The sequence below is a fragment of the Paraburkholderia sp. ZP32-5 genome (assembly GCF_021390495.1).
Taxonomy (GTDB): domain Bacteria; phylum Pseudomonadota; class Gammaproteobacteria; order Burkholderiales; family Burkholderiaceae; genus Paraburkholderia.
This window is the reverse complement of record NZ_JAJEJP010000001.1, coordinates 849,323-869,230: the sequence shown is the minus strand read 5'-3', so window position 1 is coordinate 869,230 and position 19,908 is coordinate 849,323. Positions and strand designations below refer to the sequence as shown.

Here is a 19,908-nt window from a genome sequence, read left to right as displayed (position 1 = left end):
AGGGTTGTATATACAAGATATGCACGATAAGTCGCGGCTAGTTTTCCTTCAAGCGGTTCTCGTAAGAATGCGGGCAAACACCTATTCGCGGTAGCGGCGAGGGTGGTGGGGAGCGTTGTGGCGTCGCAAACAGCGCAGCGAGGCGCAGTAACTGGCCGGCCGGGAAAATTCCCACGTCGTGCAGATCCTTCACTGTGAAAGAAGAACGAGGGCCAGCCTGCCTGCTGTCGATATCTTCAAACGGCTCGCTATCGCTTTGTCCGTAAGCGCTGATGCGTTGTTGTTCGATGTGAACGAACGCGGGCGTGGCGATGAGTTCTGCCTTCAGTTCGAGGCGTTGTGTGCGATGTTCGAAGATGAGAAGCACGTAGCCAAGGCGGTGCTCGAAGCCACGATTTTTGAGGATCAAATTACCGGGGCGGTGCTGGGCACGATTGCGCATGGTGTGCCGGCCGCGAAGACGATGACAACGGGAAAGGTCGCAATAACAACCGCGCGAGGTATGGCGCGCTCAGGTGCGGACAACTGGGCGCGGCAGCGCATGACCTCCTAGTAGAAGAAACCAGGAGCCGCATTTGCGGCCCCGTTTATAACTAGACTCGACTTGCGAAGTTCTTTAACACATCTGCTATCTCCAGTGCCTCCGACTCAGACAATTCGACTGGATCACCTTCTTTTGTCACTGCTTTGATATGAATGGATGACTCTTGCTCTATCCATATCCGAAGCGCTCCATCGCTTGATTCAAAGTAATTTTTCTCTTTTCCGGCGTGCATTGCTATTCACCTGTAGTTGGGAAATGAGGATTGCCATCGTCTGGCGAAACAACCTTCGCCTTCCCCGTTGAGTCATATGCATGTACATGGTCAACAGCAGCTTTGGGATCGTTGTAGGGCAATCCTGTTGTCTGATCTATATGGCCACGGTCTAGTCGGAGACGTTCTTTCCCTGTACACGGACACTTCCATTTTATCGGCGCACCCGAAGCATCTTGCTTTGCCACAACGAGTCCCCTTTGATTCGCGAGATCTCGAATCTCAGTGCGCGTTTTGTCCGTTATATCCGTCGCGCTGATTGTCGGCGGAGTTGTCGCGCTTAAACCAAGCGGATCGATCCACGCAACCGGGTTCGGCGCATACGCATAGACATTAATCCCACCCGCGAGCCCGATCGGATCCCTGCTGATGAACCGCCCGGCGTCCGGATCATAGTACCGATGCCGGTTGTAATGCAGTTCCTCCACTTGCCGCTACAGCTAACCGTTCAGTTGTTGCGATTTCCTGCAGCGATGCACGTCGCATTCCTCGCCGTCGCGGTATCTCACATTGAATGACATGTTGTTGAGCCCTGCGCAACAAGCCATCTCGACGTCGCACGACAGCTGGTTAGGGCAAGTCGGTTAGCAAGTCGTACACGTCTCGCAGACTTCAGATTCAAACCCGCCTGGCGCCTCTACTTCTTCTGCAACTTTGTTCGCCACACGATTTCTACTTCGCCAGCTTTCCTCTAGTCGCGTATACACAAATGACCGCTCACACAACCCATCGCGATTAGTCATCTGTTTTAAGATTGAATACAATATAGCCAAATTATTTTTCCATCCCCTGATGGATCGTCAAATCTATCTTCATAAAATGAAAAATCATTCAACATTCCGCACGCCTCGAATGCCGCTTTGATTTCAAGAATTCTGGCAGATTCTCTATTGAACTTTACTTTGCGAAGTGCAGCCGAAATCTGGTTCTTTCTTTCCGCATTAGCCACATAAATTTTTGGAATCAAAATTTCCTCATCATCTGGCTCATACATTGAGAAGGCTATACACGTAAAAAAATTTTCCTCCCTGGATTTTTCTGCTGCATTCTTGGCATAATTTTTTACGAAGACTGCGCATCCGATCCATAGTGCAAGCAAATTCCCATGTGGAAATGCCAGCCTCCAACTCTCAATTTGATGCTGTCTATATATCAACGGGTAGACCTCCGGTGCCTCCGTATGTTGAAGCAGAAGATCAACATCCAGACAATCTTGGTAGATGAATTTTTTACTGAATATTTTTTTCGGATTAGGAATAATATTCACGCTCATAGTTTCTCTCAATTTATCCGTTAGTCACGCAATCCACTCACTCTTCCTTGGGAGATGTCCAGCCGAAAGATTGAAGCCATTTCAGTGTCTTATTCGAAAAAAGCTGCTGTATAGATTTCCCTTTGGCCTTTGCCTTGTCATGCATTGAGCCATCTTGGTTAATTGCCGCACCACATTTGCAGTGTGCATGCCATTGACTACCTGGCACACTACTTTCTGGTTCATCAATTCTGGTGATATCAGATGGCCCTTGGCCTTTATTAACGGTCTTTTGAGCGTCTTTAGGGGTGCCGCCCAGAATCGGCTTCCCCATGAGGCCCAGCGGATCAATCCACTGCACCGGATTCGGCGAGTATTGATAAACGTTAATCCCACCCGCCAGCCCGATCGGATCGGGACTGATGAACCGCCCGATGTCCGGATCATAGTACCGATACCGGTTGTAATGCAGCCCCGTCTCTTCATCGTGATACTGCCCCTGAAACCGGATCGGGTTGACCGCGCCGACCGGGTCGGGCTTCTCCTGCCTAACCTTCGTCCCTTTCTTTTCAGCCCCCCAGGCCCTGTACCGCCCGATCCACACCACTTTGCCCGAATCATCGACGATCTCCTGCGGTGTCCCGAGATGATCGTTCAGATAGAACAGCGTCGTGTGTGTAGTCTTCGCCGGCACCCGCACCGCGCGGCCATCGGTACCCGTTGCCAGATACGCGGGCTCGACCAGCTTTTCGTCGATGCGCGCGAGCGGCACGAACGTGCCCGGCTCGTGCAGGTAGAGCGACACGCCCTGCCATGCGACATCCAGCGCATGCGCGCGCTGCGCCACCGGCAGCGAATACGCGTCTTCCGGATCCTCCCGCACCATCGACGCGAGTGCCGGTTCGGGCGCCACCGGACGCGGCCACGCCGGTTTCTGCGGCGTACGGGTAAAACGCTCCTCGATCAGCAGCACATCGCCGTCCCACACGAACACCGTGATGTCCGTGTTGCCATCGGGCTGCATCACCTCCTTGACCGTGCGACGGCCGAATGCGTCGTACCGGTATGTCGCCGTCAGCTCGGGAATCGTTCTGCCGATGTATGTCCGGTGGCGGTGGTGCGCATCCGTGCCGTGCTGGTCCGTCGTATCCTCGGGCGTCTTCGCATAGCGACTCGCCTCGACGAGCCGGTTCGACAGGTCGTAGCGATAGACCCACGTCGGTCCACCCCAGTCGATCCGGCGGATCAGGTTGCCCCGCTCGTCGTAGTGATAGCGCGTGTGCTCCAGTTCCTTCAGCAGGTTATCGAGGCACTTCGGCAGCCTGCGTTCGTACTCCGCCATCAGCGCGTCTTCACGGTTCGCGCGTTCGTCCGGACGGGTTCCCATGTAGTACTGCCGGCCCGGATTGGCCGCTTCCCACTGCGCCTGCTCGCGGGTGTGACGCGCGACGCGTTCGGCGAACGTCTCCACTTCGGGTCTTACCGGCACCTTCTCCGGATCAACACGGTTGCCGGCCCGGTCGTAGGCGAACGTCTCCGTCAGGTCAGGCGTTACCGCTTCCAGCAGACGTCCCACCGGGTCATAACCGTACGACGTCGCGCCGCGCAGATCATCGTCGATATGTGTCAGGTGGCCCTGCGGGCCATAGCGATAGCGGCGCCCGGACAGACGCGTGGGAGTCTCCGTTGCAGCTGGCTGTGAGTGCGACTGCGCCTGGGGTTGCGACAGCGATGGCGAAGGCGATGGCGCCAGTTGCGCGATCTGCTTCAGCAGCCGCCCGGCCGGATCGTATTCCCGCCGGGCACTGAACGCCCGGTGCGTCCGCGTGGTCTCGCGATGCAGCCTGTCCCGCTCGAAGTCGAGCAGCGGCTCGCCATTGACCATCACCTCGTGTACATGTCCCGAGCCATAGCGCAGCCAGTCGATCTTCAGCGTGTTCGGCAGTTGCGTCCTGATCCGGTTGCCCAACGCGTCATACCCGTGCCGCGTCACCGCCACGTACGGGCCGGCGGATTCAGTCCGCAGATGCTGTTCTTCGGCAATCAGGTTGCCGGCATCGTCGTAATGGAACACCACCCGGCTGCCCGGCGTCTGCGCGGCCGTGAGCCGTCCGTGCAGGTCGTAGTAGAACTGCTCGTGGCAGTCCGCGTGCTCCGCGCCTGCTTTACGGACGATGCGCTCCTTCAGCCGCCCCAAGGCGTCGCGGGTAAAAAGCGTTTCGACGTCACCCTCGCGCGACGCGATGCGGAATCCCGCCTCGTCGTATTCGTGCCGTACCGTCCTGCCGTCGAAACCGGTCTGCTCGATCAGTTGCCCGATCACGTCGTATTTAAAACTCGTGGCGCTGCCGTTCTCGTTGATGAGCTTCACCAGTCGCCACTGGTCGTCGTACCAGTACATCACCGTATGACCGGCCGCGTCCTCGCGTGAGACAGGGCGCCTGTCCATCGTCCAGGCAAAGCGGGTGACCTGCATCGCGCCATCGATGTGCGCCACCACGTTGCCTTCACCGTCGTACTGGAAGGATTCTGTCGGGCCGTCCGGATAGGTCACCTTCACGAGCCGTCCCAGCGCATCGTGCTGATAGCTCGTTTCCGCGTCTTCCGCATCGATCCGTCTGAGCAGGTGGCCCTGCGCATCGTACTGATAGCGGGTCGCATACCCGGAGCAGTCGGTCGCCTGCAGCAGACGTCCGGCTGCATCGTACGAGAAGCGCCGCACACCGCCTTTGGGATCGGTCAGCGAAACAAGGCGTCCAGCGTCGTTCCACGCGTATTGCGTGATGCGGCCGGCTGCATCTGTGACCGAAACCGGGCGACCCAGCGGATCGTAGGCGGTGGTGGTCGTCTGTCCGGCTGGCCCGGTCACCTTCACCGGCAGGCCGTGCGCGTCGTATTCGGTCAGTGTTTTGCGGCCCACCGCATCCGTCTCGGCGACGATGCGCCCCTGCGCGTCGTAGTCGAAACGGCGCATGCGGCCCGCCGCATCGCGGATGCCAGTGATGTTGTGGTTCGCGTCCCACTCGTACGATTCGCCCGTGCCGTCCGCGCGCTCGACCCGCACGATCCGGTTGTCGCGGTCGTAGCGGTAGAACGTCACGTTGCCCGCGGCATCGGTGACCTTCGTGAACCAGTGCTCACGGTGGTACTCGAAGCGCGTTTCCTCGAGGATTTTGCGGCTGTTCAGGCGATCCGCGCCGGGGGGACGGATGGATGTGCGCACGCATTGCGCGCTGGCAGGGGCAGCTAGCCCGTCCGGTTTGCCCGGCCAGTGCCAGTCGAGATGCACGGCGTAACCGTTGAAGTCCCTATAGCGGGTGAGCAGGTGATCGCGATAACCGTACTCGCGCACCTGGTCCAGCGCGTCGTGATGGGCGAGCAGATCGCCGGTGTCGTCATAGCGGTAAGTCGCGAGCAGGCCGAGGTCCAGGCCCTGGCCGTCGATGCGATGGATTGCGCTGACACGGCCATCGCGGTAGGTCAGGCGGATGGCGGTATCGTGGCCGTCGCCGATGGAAGCGAGTTCACCGGCCTCGTTGTAGCTGAGGGTGTGACCGAGACCATCACGCCCGAGCCGGGACTGCAGCCGGTAGCGTGGGCCCGCGAGGACATAGGTTTCGTGGCTGCCGTCCAGATACGTCACCAGAACGGTTTTTGCGTCCGGCCGCGCCACGGACAGATGCTCGGCAGGCGCCTCAACCGCATCACCCACCGCAACGTACGGCAACGGCACCGCGCGACTCTCCGCATCGAAGAAAACCAGCGACCCATCTTCGCGTGCTTCGAGCGACAGGTGAAACGCACTGCTCCAGCGCGCGCCGAGCGGACTGGCGTCGTACGCATCGAGGCTTGAGCGGTACAGCCGCGACCACACGATCGGCACGATGCCGTCGACGACGAAATCGGTCTGCGCCAGGTTCTCGTCGCCGGTCGCGTAGTCGATCGGCCGTTCGCTGATCCGATTTGCCGGGGGCAGCAGACAGTGGCAGGCCGCGGGTAACTGGCTTGCCTGGGCACCCGTCTGGTAGTGCCCGATATGCGCGGCGCCCTTGACATCCGGCTCATGCGCCGGCCCCGGGCCGCGTTCGACAACGTGCGACGCGTGATGACGCCGCGCCTCGAATGCCCGCGCGATCTGCGCGGCCATGGCCAGCAGCGTGCCGGTCTGCTCCGCGGCGCCGAACGCCTGATCCAGCATTCCATTACTGTCGCGCTCGAACTGCGCGAGCCATCCCAGCAGCACGTCGCGCACCGGCTCGTCGCTGCCGCGCAGCGTGACCGTCAGCAGTTCATCCACCGCATGGACCATGACGGTCTCGCCATCGGGCAGCCAAGACCAGAACCCCTGATCCTTCTTTCCTTCGATCGCGCGTTGCTGGGCCAGAACGCCAGGCGGACTCGCGATGAACGAACGCAACCCCTGCACCGTCTGCGACACCCACCTGCGGATGTCGTCCTTCCAGCGCGCCATGTGCTGGTCGAGCTGCGTCAGATAGTCCTTCGCGTTGCCCTGGGCCGCGCCCCACAGCATGTCGAGCGCGATCGCCGGAATCATGCCTTTCACGAAGCCGATCGCGATGTCCTTCATCACGGTGCGCACCGGCACGGGCACCTCATTGCCACCGGGCACCACGCCGATTGCATCGATCGCGAGGATCATCCAGTTCGACACGTCGGTTGCAGCGCCCTGTACCGAGCAGATGCGATACAGGTCGATTGCGACATCCCTGAGCGAGAGCGCGTTACCGACGCCCGGCACCATGTACAGGCACTGCACGAAGACTTCGAGGCCGTGGTTTTCGACCGCGTCGATGCCTTTCTGGATGAGGAGGCTGGCCGTGGACGGTTGGCTCGGCATCGTGCCAGGCACACTGCTCTGTACAAGGCGTCGGTTCTGCGCATTGAGTCTGACCGCGGCGGGCGACTGGACAGTCAGCGCGCCATGCTGCGCGGGCGTGGTTTCAGAAGTCATCAGGCAAAGAGGTTCTGTTATTCGAAGGACTGAGCAACAGGCGCGGCAATAGCGCCATCACTCATACTTGGTACGGAGGCACCGGATACCTCAGCGCTCCGCATGCTCATCGCACTACTGGCCGGATCCTTGAACCACCACCACACGTGAACAGATGTCACAGGCTCAGCGTCTTCAGATCAGATCTCGCATATCACATCCAGCAGATGCCGCCTTATGCGAGCAACCGCTATGAACAACCGCTGCCTGACCATCCCGACCATTCAGCCAGCAGTGTTCAACAGAATTAAATTGAGACGAGAAAATCTTGACGAAAAATAACCTTCAGCTCGCTTTTTTACTTTTATTCATTTTCAAGATGGTCGATCAATAAATAAAGGTGGCATCAAGCCACCTTAAGAAAGCCCCTCCGACCAGGCCGTCAACACAGCCACTTACTCTCTAACTTTCCCCCCGGAAAAGATCAGATAACTCACGACAGCGAGTCCACAAACCGCACTCCCTCCATAAACCATCAGCCAACCAAACCCATGCACGAGCGCGGCACGGCTCACCTCGGCGATCGCATCTGAGTGCAACGCGGCCCCCACCACGGCGTGGACAGGCTCCAGGTCACCAGCGGCAACGCGGCTTGCCACACCATCCCAAGAGCCAGCGACGTTCGCGCCCGCAAACGCATCCTGCAAACGATGCGCAACCCCCTTCATCAACAGCAAGCCCATCATCGCGATGTTGATCGCGAGCGTGATCATCCGCGCGCTCATATCGATGCCCGAGGCCATGCCGGCTCGCGCCCCGGACGCGGACCCCGTCGTCGTGTTCGTCACCGGCGTATTGGTCATACCGAGCCCCGCACCCGAGATCAGGCAGCCAGGCAGAATCGCGAGCGCACTGGCAGGATTGATTGCGCTGCCGAGTCTCATCAGAAAGAAGCCGAGCCCGATCGTGAAGAGCCCCGCCGGAATCACGACAGTCGGCGTGTAGCGCAGTGCCAGGCGCTCGCCGATCGGCGGAAACACCAGCGTGGGCAGCGTATAAGCGAGCAGGAACATCCCTGCGACGACCGGCCCCTCACCGAGCGCATGCTGGAAATAAATCGGCAGATAGATGATGAAAGGCCAGAAGCTGAAGTTCATTCCCACCGAACCGAGCAACGCTCCCGAAAAATTGCGGATCCTGAACACCGAAAAATCGAACATCGGATGCGCGCTGCGCAATTCGATCACGAAGAATGCAATGAGACCGCAGGCGCTCGCGGCAAGAATCGTCAACCCGGCGCGGCTCGTGAAGCCGATATCGGCACCCTGCGTAATGAACCACACGAAGCCGAAGATCGCCGCCGACAGCGTCACCATGCCGGCCACGTCGAGCTTTTGCGCCTGCGGATCACGCGACTCGCGCACGCCGGCAATGGCGAGCGCCAAGGTCACCAGCGCAATGAGCACGTGGACCCAGAACACCCATTTCCAGCTCGACAACGCGACGATCGCGCCGCCGACCAGCGGCCCGAAACCAAGCCCGATGCCGAGGATGATGCCCCACACGCTAAACGCTCTTGCACGCTCCGCGCCCTGCGGAAACTGATGCGACAGCACCGCGACCAGACAGATCAGCATCGCGCCGCCACTCGCGCCCTGAAGGAACCGGCTCGCGATCAGCACGGACGAACTCGACGCCAGTCCGCACAACAGCGACGCAACGCCGAACAGCGCGATCGTGATGATGAACAGGCGCTTGCGGCCGAACCGGTCCGCGAGCGTGCCGGTTGCCATCAGCACGCTTGCGCAGGCGATCGTGTACGCGTTCATGATCCACTGGATCTGTTTGAAGTCCGCATGCAACACGGTTTCCAGCGTCGGCAGGATCACCGGCACGCTGGAGATCTCCAGGCTGAACGTCATCACCGCGAGACAAACGGCGATCAGCGCGACGGTGTTCTGTCGAATCCGGAATGGGAAAGTCTTGTCGGTGGATGCTTCACGTTCGATCTCACATACCTGCATATCTGACTCCACAAAGATTGCGCGCCGCTGGCTCTGAATGAACAGCGGATCGGCGGATTTCCTGGTGGAGTCTACGAGAATATGATTCCCCTATTGACCAGTTAAATTCCCATGATAGATTCCTGACGGGAACCAATAACGGACCGTAAAAATGATGGATAACCTCGATGGCGTAGCGACCTTCGTGCAGGTGGTCGAGGCCGGCAGCTTCGCACTCGCCGCCGAGCGGATGGACCTGACGCGCTCGGCGGTCGGCAAGGCGATCGGACGGCTGGAGACGCGGCTCGGCGTGCGGCTGCTGCAGCGAAGCACGCGCAGCCAGACGCTCACCGCCGAGGGCCAGGCCTATTACGAAGGATGCGTGCGCGCGCTCGCGGAACTCGACGTCGCCGAGGCCGCGCTCGATCACGGCCGCGCGGAGCCCAGCGGAAGATTGCGCGTGAGCGTGCCGGAAGCGTTTGGGCATCTATGCGTGGCGCCGGTGCTGCTCGACCTCGCGCGGAAATATCCGAACTTGCAGATCGACGTTTCCTTTACTGACCGCTATACGGATCTGATCGAAGAGGGTTTCGATCTCGCCGTGCGTATCGGCGAGCTGCGCGACAGCAGCACGCTCGCGGCGCGGCGGCTCGGCACGCAGCACATCGCGATCGGCGCGTCGCCCGCGTATCTGGCGCGCCACGGCACGCCGCGCAACATCGAACAACTCGCGGATCACGTCGGGATTGCCTATTCGCGCGCGGGCGTGGTCACGCCGTGGGATGCGAAGAAAAGCGTCGGTCGTGATGGCGAGCCGCTGCGCATTCGCTCGCAGGTCAGCATGGACGACATTCAGGCGATCGCCGCGGCAGCGATCGACGGTTACGGGCTCGCATGGCTGCCGTGCTGGCTGCTCACGCGTCACGCGCAAAGCGGTGCGCTCGTGCCGGTGCTCGGCAGCTATCGGGTCCGCTCTCAGGAGATCTATGCGATCTGGCCAAAAGCGCGTCATTTGCGGGCGAAAACCCGTGTTGCGATCGATGCACTGAAGGAGCGGATTCCGGCGATGATCGGCGAATAGTTGTCGGCGACAACGATAAACGATCCCGCGCTCAATACCCCGGCACCACCCTCATCTGTCGCCGCAACAGCAGATAAAACGCCGCGCCGTGCGTAATCATCAGCACCGGCACATAGAGGATCGGAATCACGTACATCGCGCCCAACTCGCCCGCGCGCGCGGGCAGATCGGCTTGAACGGCGTGGTAGTAATCGAGCACGAGATCGGTTATCCCCGCCACATTGAACGCCACGATAAACAACCAGAACAGCGCACGCACGCGCACCACGAGTAGCGCCAGCATCGCCAGCACGGCCGTGACGAAGTCGCCATAGGCGGCGAACACAGCGAAGCTCGCCGGCAGGCCGGAACCCACGACGCCCGGCAACAGGAAGACCAGACCGAAGAAGCGGAAGCTGTGCAACGTGGCAATCGCACGTTGTGCATCGAACGGATCCATCAACTTGAGCTTCGGCCACGCGTAAGTGCCGAAGCACAAAAGCCACGCGACATAGCCGAGCACGAGGTGCAGCTGGAAAAGAAGTTGCGGCGACATGAAGCCTCCTGAGGCGGATCTGCTGAAGGTTTTCAACAGATGTCAGGTGTACCATCGTGTCGCGCGAGCGACTATTCCTCACAATGTTGACGGCCCATGAAGCAGAACTTCACAGTCAGACAGGGCGCACTCGATGGCGTCGAAGTATTCCTGAGCGTGGCCCAGCATCGTAGTTTTCGCCGGGCCGCGGCCGAACTCGGCGTGACGCCGTCAGCTATCAGTCAGACGGTGCGTGTGCTCGAAGAGCGCATCGGCGCGGCGCTCTTCACACGCACCACGCGCAGCGTCGGCCTGACCGAAGCCGGCGAACGGTTTCTGTCGCGCGCGAAGCCCGCTTTCGAGGAGTTGGTCGCCGCGAGCGAAGTGGCGCGCGACCTCGGCCAGCGGCCAACTGGCCTGTTGCGGCTCTCGGTGCCGCGCGCGGTGGTTCCGCTGCTGCTCGAGCCGCTGATCGCGTCCTTCTGCAAGGCCAATCCTGAAGTCGAGGTGGAAATCTCCGCAAACGAGGCGCTGATCGATCTGGCCGCGGAAGGATTCGACGCCGGCATCCGGCTAGGTCAGTTCGTCGCCGCCGACATGGTCGCGGTGCCGATGACACCGCCGTTGCGTTTCGTCGTCGTCGGCAGCCCCGCGTATTTCGCGCAGCGCGAGCGGCCTGAACATGTCGACGACCTGCGTCAGCACGCCTGCCTGCGCTGGCGCCGATCCAGCGGCGCGCTCGCGCTATGGTCGTTCAACGATAACGGTCGCGCGCTGGAGATCGCCGTGTCCGGTCCGCTGATTTCAAGCGATTTTCCGACCATGCTCGGCGCGGCGATCGAAGGCGTCGGTCTTGCTCAGCTACCCGAGCCGATGGTCGCCCAGGGGTTGAAAACGGGCACGCTGATACAGGTGCTCCAGCCATACGCGCCGATGATACCTGGCGTGTTTCTCTACTACCCAAGCCGCCAGCAGATGTTGCCGAAGCTGCGCGCGTTCATCGATCATGTAAAGAGCCGCGCGGCTAGCGACGGCGAGGCTCCTTGCGCGCAATGACGCGAAGCGCGCGATAGCGCGCAAAAAATGCGCATGAACAAAGCGCAACACCCAACTGCGCCGCTCGATATCATGTGCCCAACGACCTGAGCAACCTCGTCAGATTTTGCGGCTGCACGAGAATGAAGCCACCTCGCGGACTGTCGATATCCGCAATGAGCGTCAGCGAAAGCGCCACCGTGACGGGCAGGATAACGACGAGCAGCCCCCTGCGAATATGGCCTTTCGCACCATAACCCTGCACCGCGCAGGCCAGCATCGCGATCATGATCATCAGCACCCACGCGCCGCGCGGAATGCGGTTTTCAAGCGCCGCCTCGGAATAGTCCTGCGAGTTGAGTACGTCGTTCATGCCGGTCATCACGGCCGCGCCGATCGGCGTCGGCTGGTCTTTCGCGACCTGGGTGGCGAGCCGCCACAGTTCGGTTTGAGATTGCGTCGTGGCCCGATCGACGCGCGCCAGCTCCCCCGGGTCCCGCGTCTGAAAATGTTCGCGCCGCAATTGCGCGTAGTGAACCAGTTCCGTCTTGATCCGCGCGCCGACGGCAGCGTCGACCACATCGGCGCGTGCATATTCGGTGCCGATTGCGTTCGCTTCGTTTTCTTCCAGATTCTTGCGCTGATCGTAGCGGTTGACCGCCATCGACAACGTAAAACCGATCAGCAGCGCAAGCAGTGTCAAGGTCGAGGTCTGAACGATATTGAAGTCATCGCGCTCTTCGCCGGAGAGCTTCAGAAAGCGTCGCAAAACCGATGCGCCGAAAGCGATGGCAAGCGCGAAGACGACGAGAAGCACGACAAACATGGTGGCCGGATGATCGACGAATGCTGACATGCGCTGCCTCCGTTTTCAGATACCTGCTTCCGGGTAGAGAGGATCTCACCAATGGCCATTCTTACCTGCCGACGCGCAAAATTGTTAAAGTAATGTTCTCTTCCCATTCGCAATCCGCGGTTCGACATCATGCGCACCACCCGAGCCATCCACGCCGTCGAGCGGCTGAAAACACGCAGCGGTAATCCGCGTTTCGCCGCGATCAGCCTGTCCGGCGGACTGTTCTATCTGGTCGACAAATCGAGCGGTGCCGACAAGAAAGTGTCCGAACCGCTGACGCTCGACGACTTCGTCAAATTCGTCGACGCATTCGGCCCGCAAAAACCGCGCAAGGCCAGCAAGCTCGATGTCGCGTTCGAGGCGCAGATCAAGAAAAGCAAAGGCGGTTGATGCCGCGCTTCACGCCGGTCCAATCCGCGACCATGCGCCATCCGCGGCGCTGCTTCTCAACACCGTATCGATAAAACGCAGCCCTGCCACGCCATCGTCGACGGTCGTCAATAGCCGGCTTTCCGGCGGTGCCGCCAGCCCCGCGTTCAACGCTTCGATCTGCAACGCCGCATCCTTGTACAACTGCGCGAACGCTTCCAGATAACCTTCAGGATGCCCCGCCGGCACGCGCGTCGCATGCGCGGCAATTGCGCTTTTCACACGCGCGCGGGTCAGGCATTCGGCCAGTCCACCCAGCGGCGTGAACCACAATTCGTTCGGCTGCTCCTGATCGAATGCGAGCCCCGCCTTCGTGCCATACACTCGCAAACGCAGCGCGTTCTCCGCGCCGCTCGCCACCTGACTCGCCCACAACATCCCGCGCGCGCCGTTCGAATAGCGCAGCATCGCCTGCACGTGATCGTCGATACGGCGTCCCGGCACGAACGTATGCACTTCCGCCGCTAGCGCGTCCGGCATCGTCCCGGTCACGAACGCGGCAAGCTGATACGCGTGCGTGCCGATATCGCCGAGACAACCAGCGGGCCCGGCCAGCGCCGGATCGGTGCGCCACCCTGCCTGCCTGTTCGTGCCGCTTGCTTCGACCGGCTCGGCGAGCCAGTCCTGCGCATATTCGACCTGCACGACACGTATGTCGCCCAACTCGCCGCGCTCGACCAGCTCGCGCGCATGCCGCACCAGCGGATAGCCGGAATACGTATGCGTCAACGCAAAGAGCCGCTTCTTGTCGCGTGCGAGCCGCGCGAGTGCTTCACCCTCTGCGAGCGAAACCGCTAACGGCTTGTCGCAGATCACGTGAATGCCCGCTTCGAGAAACGCTGTCGCGACCGGCGCATGCAGATGATTCGGCGTGACGATCGCGACCGCGTCGATGCCGTCGTCGCGCGCGGCTTCGGCGCGCGCCATCTCGCGCCAGTCCGCGTAGCTGCGCGCGATACCGGCCTCGACAGCACTCGCCTGCGCGCGTTGCGGATCGGACGACAACGCGCCCGCCACCAGTTCGAAGCAGTCGTCGAGCCGCGCGGCGATCCGATGCACGGCGCCGATGAACGCGCCCTGCCCGCCGCCGACCATGCCGAGTCTGAGCCTTCTTCGTTGCATTGCTTCACGCTCCTTGCGTCGAGCCGCTGCAGCCGTTATCAACGCGTTAGATCAAATCCCGAGCACGCTTTTCAGTTGCGCGTCATCGACGCCGCTGCCGGCGAAATCGTCGAATGCATGCTCGGCCACGCGGATGATGTGGCGGCGAATAAACTCCGCACCCTCGCGTGCGCCGTCGTGCGGATGCTTCAACGCGCACTCCCATTCGAGCACGGCCCAACCCGGAAAATCGAACTGCGCCATCTTCGAGAAGATCGCGCCGAAATCGATCTGCCCGTCACCGAGCGAGCGAAAGCGTCCCGCCCGTTCGACCCAGCCGCTATAGCCGCCATACACGCCCTGCTTGCCGGTGGGCCGGAACTCCGCGTCCTTCACATGAAACGCCTTGATGCGCTCGTGATAGATATCGATGAACGCAAGGTAATCGAGCTGTTGCAGCACGAAATGGCTCGGGTCGTACAGGATATTCGCGCGCGGATGCTGTTTGACCGCGTCGAGAAAGCGTTCGAACGTGACGCCGTCGTGCAGGTCCTCGCCCGGATGCAACTCGTAGCAGACGTCGACGCCGGCCGCATCGAATGCATCGAGAATCGGGCTCCAGCGGCGCGCGAGTTCGTCGAACGCGGCTTCGACGAGACCGGCCGGCCGCTGCGGCCACGGGTATAGATACGGCCACGCGAGCGCGCCCGAAAACGACACATGCGTGGTCAGTCCCAGCCGCTGCGATGCCTGCGCGGCGAGCTTCATCTGCTCGCTCGCCCATTGCGTGCGTGCCGCCGGATTGCCGCGCACCTGCGGCGCGGCGAAGCCGTCGAACAACGTGTCGTAGGCCGGATGCACGGCGACCAGTTGGCCTTGCAGATGGGTCGACAGCTCGGTGATGGTCACACCCGCGTTGTCGGCCGTTTCGCGCAGTTCGTCGCAATACGCGTCGCTCGTGGCCGCTTTGTCGAGATCGATCAGGCGCGAGTCGCACGGCACCTGAATGCCCTTGAAGCCGAGGCCGGCGGCCCAGCCCGCCAGATGCGCGAGATTGTCGAACGGCACGTCGTCGCCCATGAACTGGGCGAGAAAGATCGCCGGACCTTTGATGGTTTTCATCGTACGGCTCCTCGAAGCTGGCGCGCGCGGGCCGCGTCCGTTGCTCTCGCCGGACGCGTGCGCGCGCTACCCATCACTCAGAACGGCGAGTCCGGGAAATAGAACTGCTGCGCGTTTTCCTTCGTGATCAGCACCGACGGAATGATCGTCGTGGCCGGCAGCTTGTCGCCCTTCAGACGCGCTTCGGCGGTCAGCTTGATCGCGTCGTAGATGAATTTCGGCGAGTACGACACGTCGGCCTTGATCATCGGCGCGCCGTCCATCACGTTCTTCACCATGCCCTTCGAGCCCGCGCCGCCGAACACGATCTTGATGTCGTTGCGCTTGGCCTGATCGATCGCCTTGATCACGCCGACGGCCATGTCGTCGTCGGCGGCCCATACCGCGTCGATGTGCTTGAAGCGCGTCAGATAGTCCTGCATCACCTTGAACGCGTCGTCGCGATTCCAGTTCGCGTACTTCGCATCGAGAATCTTGATGTCCGGATAGTTCTTCATCACGCCGGTGAAGGCAGTCCAGCGCTCGTTGTCGAGCGTGGTCGGAATGCCGCGCAGCGCGACGATATTGCCCTTGCCGTCGAGCGCTTTCGCCAGATACTCGGCGGGGATCTTGCCGAACGCGGTGTTGTCGCCGGCCACATACGCATCCTGCGCGCTGGTGTCGGTCAACCCGCGATCGACGACCGTCACGTACACGCCTTTTTTCTTCACCTGCGCAACCGGCTGCGTCAGCGAAGCCGATTCGAACGGGAAGATCACCAGCGCGTTGATCTTGTTGACGGTCACGAGATCCTGCAACTGGTTCGCCTGCTCGGGCGCGCCGGCCGCGGTCTTCACGATCACCTTCAGATCGGGATGCGCTTTCTCCAGATCGGCCTTCGCCTTGTTCGCCCACCAGACGATGCCGCCGGTAAAGCCGTGGTCGGCCGTCGGAATCGCGACGCCCAGCGTGACCTTGTCGTCGGCACGCGCCGCGCCTACGGTGCCCAGTATTCCCAACGCCAGCATGCCGGCGCCGATCGCTCGAATGACCTGCTTCATGGTTGTGTCTCCATTGATGAGGCGTCCGGGCGCCTCGTTTTTCGGACCTGCCGTTGCATTGCCATCGTTGCCTTGCTGCCGCTGCACTACCGTTGCCGCACCACAGCTACTACCGCGCCTCTACCGCCTGCCCCGCTGCACGAACGCGACGAAGATAATCACCACGCCCTGCACCGCCGCGTTCAGATACACGCTGATGATGCTGGTCAGGTTCAGGATGTTCGCGATCACCGACAGCAGGATCGCGCCGATCACCGTGCCGACCACGCGCCCCTCGCCGCCCCTCAGCGCAGTGCCGCCGACCACCACCGCCGCGATCGCCTCCAGTTCCCACAACAGCCCCGTGGTCGGCGTGGCCGAACCGAGCCGCGGCACGTACAGCACGGTCGCGACGCCGACGCAGATGCCGACCAGCACATACGTGACGATCTTCACGGTATCGACGCGAATCGCCGCATAGCGCGCGACCTGCTCGTTCGAACCGATTGCCTGTACATGCCGGCCGAACGCGGTGCGATTCAGGATCAGCGCGCCGCCCGCGGCGACCACCAGAAATACCCAGATCGGCACGGGTACGCCGAACAGACTCGCGTAATACACCGGACCGTAGAGATCGGACAGCGAATCGTTGAGCGTCAGCGCACCGCCATCGGCGAGCCACGTCAGCACCGCGCGAAAGATCCCCAGCGTGCCGAGCGTCACGATGAACGGCTCGATGCGCCCCTTGGTAATCAGCAGGCCATGCGCGCAACCGAATACCGCGCCGAGCACGAGTGCCGCGACGATGCCGATCGCGACGATCGCGAGCGGCGGCAGCGCGTGGCCGGCCGCGCCCGCGGCCAGGCCGTTCATCAGCCAGATCATGCTGCCCGCGATCAGCGCGGCCATCGAGCCGACCGACAGATCGATGCCGCCCGAAATGATCACGAAGGTCATGCCGACCGCGATGATGCCGATGAACGACGTGCGCGTGAGCACGTTCATCAGGTTGTCGAGCGTCGCGAAGTCGCGATTCAGCAAGGTGCCGACGATGCACAGCAGAATCAGCCCGACCAGCGGCCCGAGCGTATAAAGGCGCCGCGCGACGCGCAGCGCGCGGCCGCTTTGCACGGTCTCAGTGGGTGCCGGTCGCATGGGCGATCAACTCCTCTTCGGTCAGATGGTCGAGTGTCAGCGTCGCTTGCAGGCGTCCCGCGCGCATCACCGCGACGCGATGGCACAAGCCGATCAGCTCGATCAGTTCGGATGAAATGACGATCACCGCGCGGCCTTGCGCGGCGAGACGATGAATCAGGAAATAGATGTCGCGTTTCGCGCCGACGTCGACGCCACGCGTCGGCTCGTCGAGCACGATCACATTCGGGTCGGGTTGCAGAAACTTCGCGAGCGCGAGCTTCTGTTGATTGCCGCCCGACAGCATGCGCGCGCGGCTCGACAGGTCGCCGGTGCGAATGCCGAATTCGCCGACCGCTTTGGTCAACGCCGCGCGCCCCGCCTTCATATCGAGCAGAGGATGCGCGTAGCGTTCGAGCGTCATCAGCGTGAGGTTGTCCTGCAGGCTCAGATCGACATGCAGGCCCTTGCCCTTGCGGTCCTCGCTCAGATACGTGAGGCCGTGGCGCATCGCATCGCGCGGGCTTTTCAGATCGACATGACGCCCGGCGATTTCGATGTCGCCGGCGATACGTTTGCGCAAACCGATGATCGCTTCGAACGCTTCGGTGCGGCCCGCGCCGACGAGACCCGCGAAGCCGAGCACTTCACCGGCGCGCACGTCGAAGCTCAGATCCTCGACCCAATCCGGCACCGTGAGGCCGGCGACCCGCAACGCGATCGGCGCATCGGTGGACACGGTCAGCTTGTCGGGGAACATATCGGACAGCTCGCGCCCGACCATCAGATTCGCCATCTGCTGACGCGCAAGCTCCGCGGTCTCGCCGCGCGCGACGAAACGGCCGTCGCGCATCACGATCACTTCGTCGGTGATGCGTTCGACCTCATCGAGCTTGTGCGAGATGTAGACGATCGTCACGCCGTCGGCCTTCAATCTGCTCATCAGCGCAAACAGGCGTTCGGTTTCGGCGGGCGTCAGCGTCGCGGTCGGCTCGTCCATGATCAGCAGACGCGCGCGCCGCGACAGCGCCTTCGCGATCTCGACCATCTGCTTTTCCGCGACGATCAACTCGCGCACCTTGGTGTCCGGCGCGCGCTCGAGCCCGACCTGCGCCAGATAACGCGCGGCATCGACGCGCATTGCCGCATCGTCGACGAACCAGCCGCGCCGCTTCTCGTGGCCGAGGTACATGTTCTGCGCGATCGTCAGATGCTCAGCGAGGTTGAACTCCTGGTGAATCAGCACGATGCCCTGCGCCTCGGCATCGCGCGAACCGGCAAAGTGCTGCGCGTGGCCATCGACGAACACGCTGCCCGAACTCGCCACCTCGTAGCCGGCGAGGATTTTCATCAGCGTCGACTTGCCGGCGCCGTTCTCGCCGAGCAAACCGTAGATGCGCCCCGGCGCAAGCTCGAAGCTCACGCCGTGCAGCACACGCACCGGGCCGAAGTCCTTGCGGATGTCGTCGAAGCGGATCGCGAGGCTCATCGCTCAGGTGCTCCTGCGAACCACCAGACGATGCGGCAGCAACACGCCGGGCACCTCGGCTTGCGGATTGGCGAGACGCTGCAACAACAGACGCGCGGCCGTTTCGCCAAGTTCGCGCATCGGCTGCGCGATCGTCGTCAGCGGCGGATCGATCTGCGCGGCGAGCGAAATGTCGTCGAAACCGGCCACCGCGACATCGTCGGGCACGCGCTTGCCGACGCTACGCAAGCCGTGGATCACGCCGATCGCGAGCGTGTCGGACACCGCGAAAATCGCGCTCGGCGCGTCGGGCTGCTGCATCAGCGTGGCCGCGGCCGCGGCGCCCGCTTCATAGTCGAGGCTGTTCAGATTCATCCGCCAGTTCGGGTCGGGTGCGATGCCCGCGTCGCTCAACGCATCGAGATAGCCCTGCTGACGCTGCCGCGCATACAGATAGTCGACGTCGGAATTGATCAGCCCGATACGCTGGTGGCCGCGCGCGAGCAGGTGCCGCACCGCGTCGCCGGCGGCCTGATAGTTGTCGATGCCGACATACGGTACGCCGACCGCCGGATCGAACTCGCAGCACGCGACCCACGGCAGCGCGTGCGACGCGTCGCCGAGCGCCTGCTGGATCGTCGCGGGGTCCAGGCAAATTGCGCCATCCGCGCGGCGTCGCCGCAGCATGTCGAAGTAGCTGCGCTCGCGGCCGGGGTCAGCGCCGGTATCGCACAACAGCATGAAATAGCCGTGCTGCCGCGCGACGCTGTCGATGCCGCGCACGATCTCGGCGTAAAACGGATTGCCGAAGTCGGGGACCATCGTCAGCAGCAGGCGGCTTTCGGCGGTGCGCAGATTGCGCGCGAGTTCGTTCACGCGATAGCCGCTCGCGTCGATGGCGGCGAGTACCTTGTCGCGCGTGGCCGGCCGCACGTTGTCGTGACCGTTCAACACGCGCGACACCGTCGCGACCGACACGCCCGCCTGTTCCGCCACGCCGGAAATCGACGGCCCTTCGGTGCCGTGTTGCCAACGCGCGTCGGGTTGGCTCGTTCTCGCAGACGCCGAAGCTGGTGACGTAGTTGGCAACGACCGGGACGGCGTTCTGGACACGGCGACTCGCGACGA

Annotated in this window: 15 protein-coding genes and 1 pseudogene; 4 read left to right on the top strand and 12 right to left on the bottom strand. The window is 62.0% G+C overall.

The features are described 5' to 3' along the window. Window positions 1-178: 178 nt before the first annotated feature. Complete coding sequence (locus L0U82_RS03665) at window positions 179-553, top strand: hypothetical protein (protein ID WP_233828573.1); 375 nt, start codon at window positions 179-181, stop codon at window positions 551-553. A gap of 533 nt (window positions 554-1,086) precedes the next feature. On the opposite strand, the pseudogene L0U82_RS39960 reads toward L0U82_RS03665, so the two are convergent. From L0U82_RS39960 to L0U82_RS03645, 4 genes and pseudogenes are all read right to left on the bottom strand, one after another. Continuing rightward, window positions 1,087-1,234: pseudogene (locus L0U82_RS39960) on the bottom strand (RHS repeat-associated core domain-containing protein); the annotation flags it as partial. Window positions 1,235-1,563: 329 nt separating this feature from the next. Beyond that, window positions 1,564-2,088: a hypothetical protein gene (locus tag L0U82_RS03655; RefSeq protein WP_233828571.1), complete on the bottom strand. Its 525-nt coding sequence runs from the start codon at window positions 2,086-2,088 to the stop codon at window positions 1,564-1,566. Between the two features lie 37 nt (window positions 2,089-2,125). Further along, window positions 2,126-7,039 carry an RHS repeat-associated core domain-containing protein gene (locus L0U82_RS03650; RefSeq protein ID WP_233828570.1) on the bottom strand — a complete coding sequence of 1,638 codons (4,914 nt, stop codon included), beginning with the start codon at window positions 7,037-7,039 and terminating at the stop codon, window positions 2,126-2,128. Between the two features lie 434 nt (window positions 7,040-7,473). Continuing rightward, the gene (locus L0U82_RS03645) at window positions 7,474-9,042 is read right to left on the bottom strand and encodes an MFS transporter (protein ID WP_233828569.1); all 1,569 of its coding nucleotides are present in this window, start codon (window positions 9,040-9,042) and stop codon (window positions 7,474-7,476) included. A 151-nt stretch (window positions 9,043-9,193) separates the two neighbouring features. Between L0U82_RS03645 and L0U82_RS03640 the strand changes: the two genes are divergently transcribed. Continuing rightward, the gene (locus tag L0U82_RS03640) at window positions 9,194-10,102 is read left to right on the top strand and encodes a LysR family transcriptional regulator (RefSeq protein WP_233828568.1); all 909 of its coding nucleotides are present in this window, start codon (window positions 9,194-9,196) and stop codon (window positions 10,100-10,102) included. Window positions 10,103-10,133: 31 nt separating this feature from the next. Here the strand turns inward: L0U82_RS03640 and L0U82_RS03635 are convergent, their stop codons facing one another. Next, window positions 10,134-10,637, bottom strand: a complete 504-nt coding sequence (locus L0U82_RS03635) for a hypothetical protein (protein WP_233828567.1) — start codon at window positions 10,635-10,637, stop codon at window positions 10,134-10,136. A gap of 96 nt (window positions 10,638-10,733) precedes the next feature. Here L0U82_RS03635 and L0U82_RS03630 point away from each other — a divergent pair, with 96 nt between their 5' ends. Continuing rightward, a complete protein-coding gene (locus L0U82_RS03630; protein ID WP_233828566.1) occupies window positions 10,734-11,672 on the top strand; it encodes a LysR family transcriptional regulator in 939 nt (312 codons plus the stop codon). Between the two features lie 70 nt (window positions 11,673-11,742). Here L0U82_RS03630 and L0U82_RS03625 read toward each other — a convergent pair whose 3' ends face one another. Then, entirely contained in the window at window positions 11,743-12,507 is a 765-nt protein-coding gene (locus L0U82_RS03625) for a bestrophin-like domain (RefSeq protein WP_233828564.1), read from the bottom strand. Between the two features lie 129 nt (window positions 12,508-12,636). On the opposite strand from L0U82_RS03625, the gene L0U82_RS03620 reads away from it, so the two are divergent. Then, on the top strand, window positions 12,637-12,897 hold the full coding sequence (locus tag L0U82_RS03620) for a hypothetical protein (protein ID WP_233828563.1): 261 nt from the start codon (window positions 12,637-12,639) through the stop codon (window positions 12,895-12,897). A 9-nt stretch (window positions 12,898-12,906) separates the two neighbouring features. Here L0U82_RS03620 and L0U82_RS03615 read toward each other — a convergent pair whose 3' ends face one another. From L0U82_RS03615 to L0U82_RS03590, 6 genes are all read right to left on the bottom strand, one after another. Then, on the bottom strand, window positions 12,907-14,058 hold the full coding sequence (locus L0U82_RS03615) for a Gfo/Idh/MocA family protein (RefSeq protein WP_233828562.1): 1,152 nt from the start codon (window positions 14,056-14,058) through the stop codon (window positions 12,907-12,909). A 51-nt stretch (window positions 14,059-14,109) separates the two neighbouring features. Next, complete coding sequence (locus L0U82_RS03610) at window positions 14,110-15,159, bottom strand: sugar phosphate isomerase/epimerase family protein (RefSeq protein WP_233828561.1); 1,050 nt, start codon at window positions 15,157-15,159, stop codon at window positions 14,110-14,112. A 77-nt stretch (window positions 15,160-15,236) separates the two neighbouring features. Then, window positions 15,237-16,199 (bottom strand): substrate-binding domain-containing protein, encoded by a 963-nt coding sequence (locus tag L0U82_RS03605; protein WP_233828560.1) that lies wholly within the window; start codon window positions 16,197-16,199, stop codon window positions 15,237-15,239. A 120-nt stretch (window positions 16,200-16,319) separates the two neighbouring features. Further along, window positions 16,320-17,333, bottom strand: a complete 1,014-nt coding sequence (locus L0U82_RS03600) for an ABC transporter permease (protein ID WP_233828559.1) — start codon at window positions 17,331-17,333, stop codon at window positions 16,320-16,322. Next, window positions 17,314-18,801, bottom strand: coding sequence for a sugar ABC transporter ATP-binding protein (locus L0U82_RS03595; protein WP_233828558.1), 1,488 nt, complete (start codon window positions 18,799-18,801; stop codon window positions 17,314-17,316). The genes L0U82_RS03600 and L0U82_RS03595 overlap by 20 nt, the downstream gene beginning before the upstream one ends. Window positions 18,802-18,804: 3 nt before the next feature. Next, window positions 18,805-19,893 (bottom strand): LacI family DNA-binding transcriptional regulator, encoded by a 1,089-nt coding sequence (locus L0U82_RS03590; protein ID WP_233828557.1) that lies wholly within the window; start codon window positions 19,891-19,893, stop codon window positions 18,805-18,807. Window positions 19,894-19,908: the final 15 nt, after the last annotated feature.

Excerpts from the sequence above, each read along its gene's own strand:
- L0U82_RS03600 (WP_233828559.1), bottom strand. The coding sequence starts at position 17,333 with ATGCGACCGGCACCCACTGAGACCGTGCAAAGCGGCCGCGCGCTGCGC.
- L0U82_RS03645 (WP_233828569.1), bottom strand. The coding sequence starts at position 9,042 with ATGCAGGTATGTGAGATCGAACGTGAAGCATCCACCGACAAGACTTTC.
- L0U82_RS03595 (WP_233828558.1), bottom strand. The coding sequence starts at position 18,801 with ATGAGCCTCGCGATCCGCTTCGACGACATCCGCAAGGACTTCGGCCCG.
- L0U82_RS03640 (WP_233828568.1), top strand. The coding sequence starts at position 9,194 with ATGATGGATAACCTCGATGGCGTAGCGACCTTCGTGCAGGTGGTCGAG.
- L0U82_RS03625 (WP_233828564.1), bottom strand. The coding sequence starts at position 12,507 with ATGTCAGCATTCGTCGATCATCCGGCCACCATGTTTGTCGTGCTTCTC.
- L0U82_RS03630 (WP_233828566.1), top strand. The coding sequence starts at position 10,734 with ATGAAGCAGAACTTCACAGTCAGACAGGGCGCACTCGATGGCGTCGAA.
- L0U82_RS03605 (WP_233828560.1), bottom strand. The coding sequence starts at position 16,199 with ATGAAGCAGGTCATTCGAGCGATCGGCGCCGGCATGCTGGCGTTGGGA.
- L0U82_RS03650 (WP_233828570.1), bottom strand. The coding sequence starts at position 7,039 with ATGACTTCTGAAACCACGCCCGCGCAGCATGGCGCGCTGACTGTCCAG.
- L0U82_RS03610 (WP_233828561.1), bottom strand. The coding sequence starts at position 15,159 with ATGAAAACCATCAAAGGTCCGGCGATCTTTCTCGCCCAGTTCATGGGC.
- L0U82_RS03615 (WP_233828562.1), bottom strand. The coding sequence starts at position 14,058 with ATGCAACGAAGAAGGCTCAGACTCGGCATGGTCGGCGGCGGGCAGGGC.
- L0U82_RS03620 (WP_233828563.1), top strand. The coding sequence starts at position 12,637 with ATGCGCACCACCCGAGCCATCCACGCCGTCGAGCGGCTGAAAACACGC.
- L0U82_RS03635 (WP_233828567.1), bottom strand. The coding sequence starts at position 10,637 with ATGTCGCCGCAACTTCTTTTCCAGCTGCACCTCGTGCTCGGCTATGTC.
- L0U82_RS03655 (WP_233828571.1), bottom strand. The coding sequence starts at position 2,088 with ATGAGCGTGAATATTATTCCTAATCCGAAAAAAATATTCAGTAAAAAA.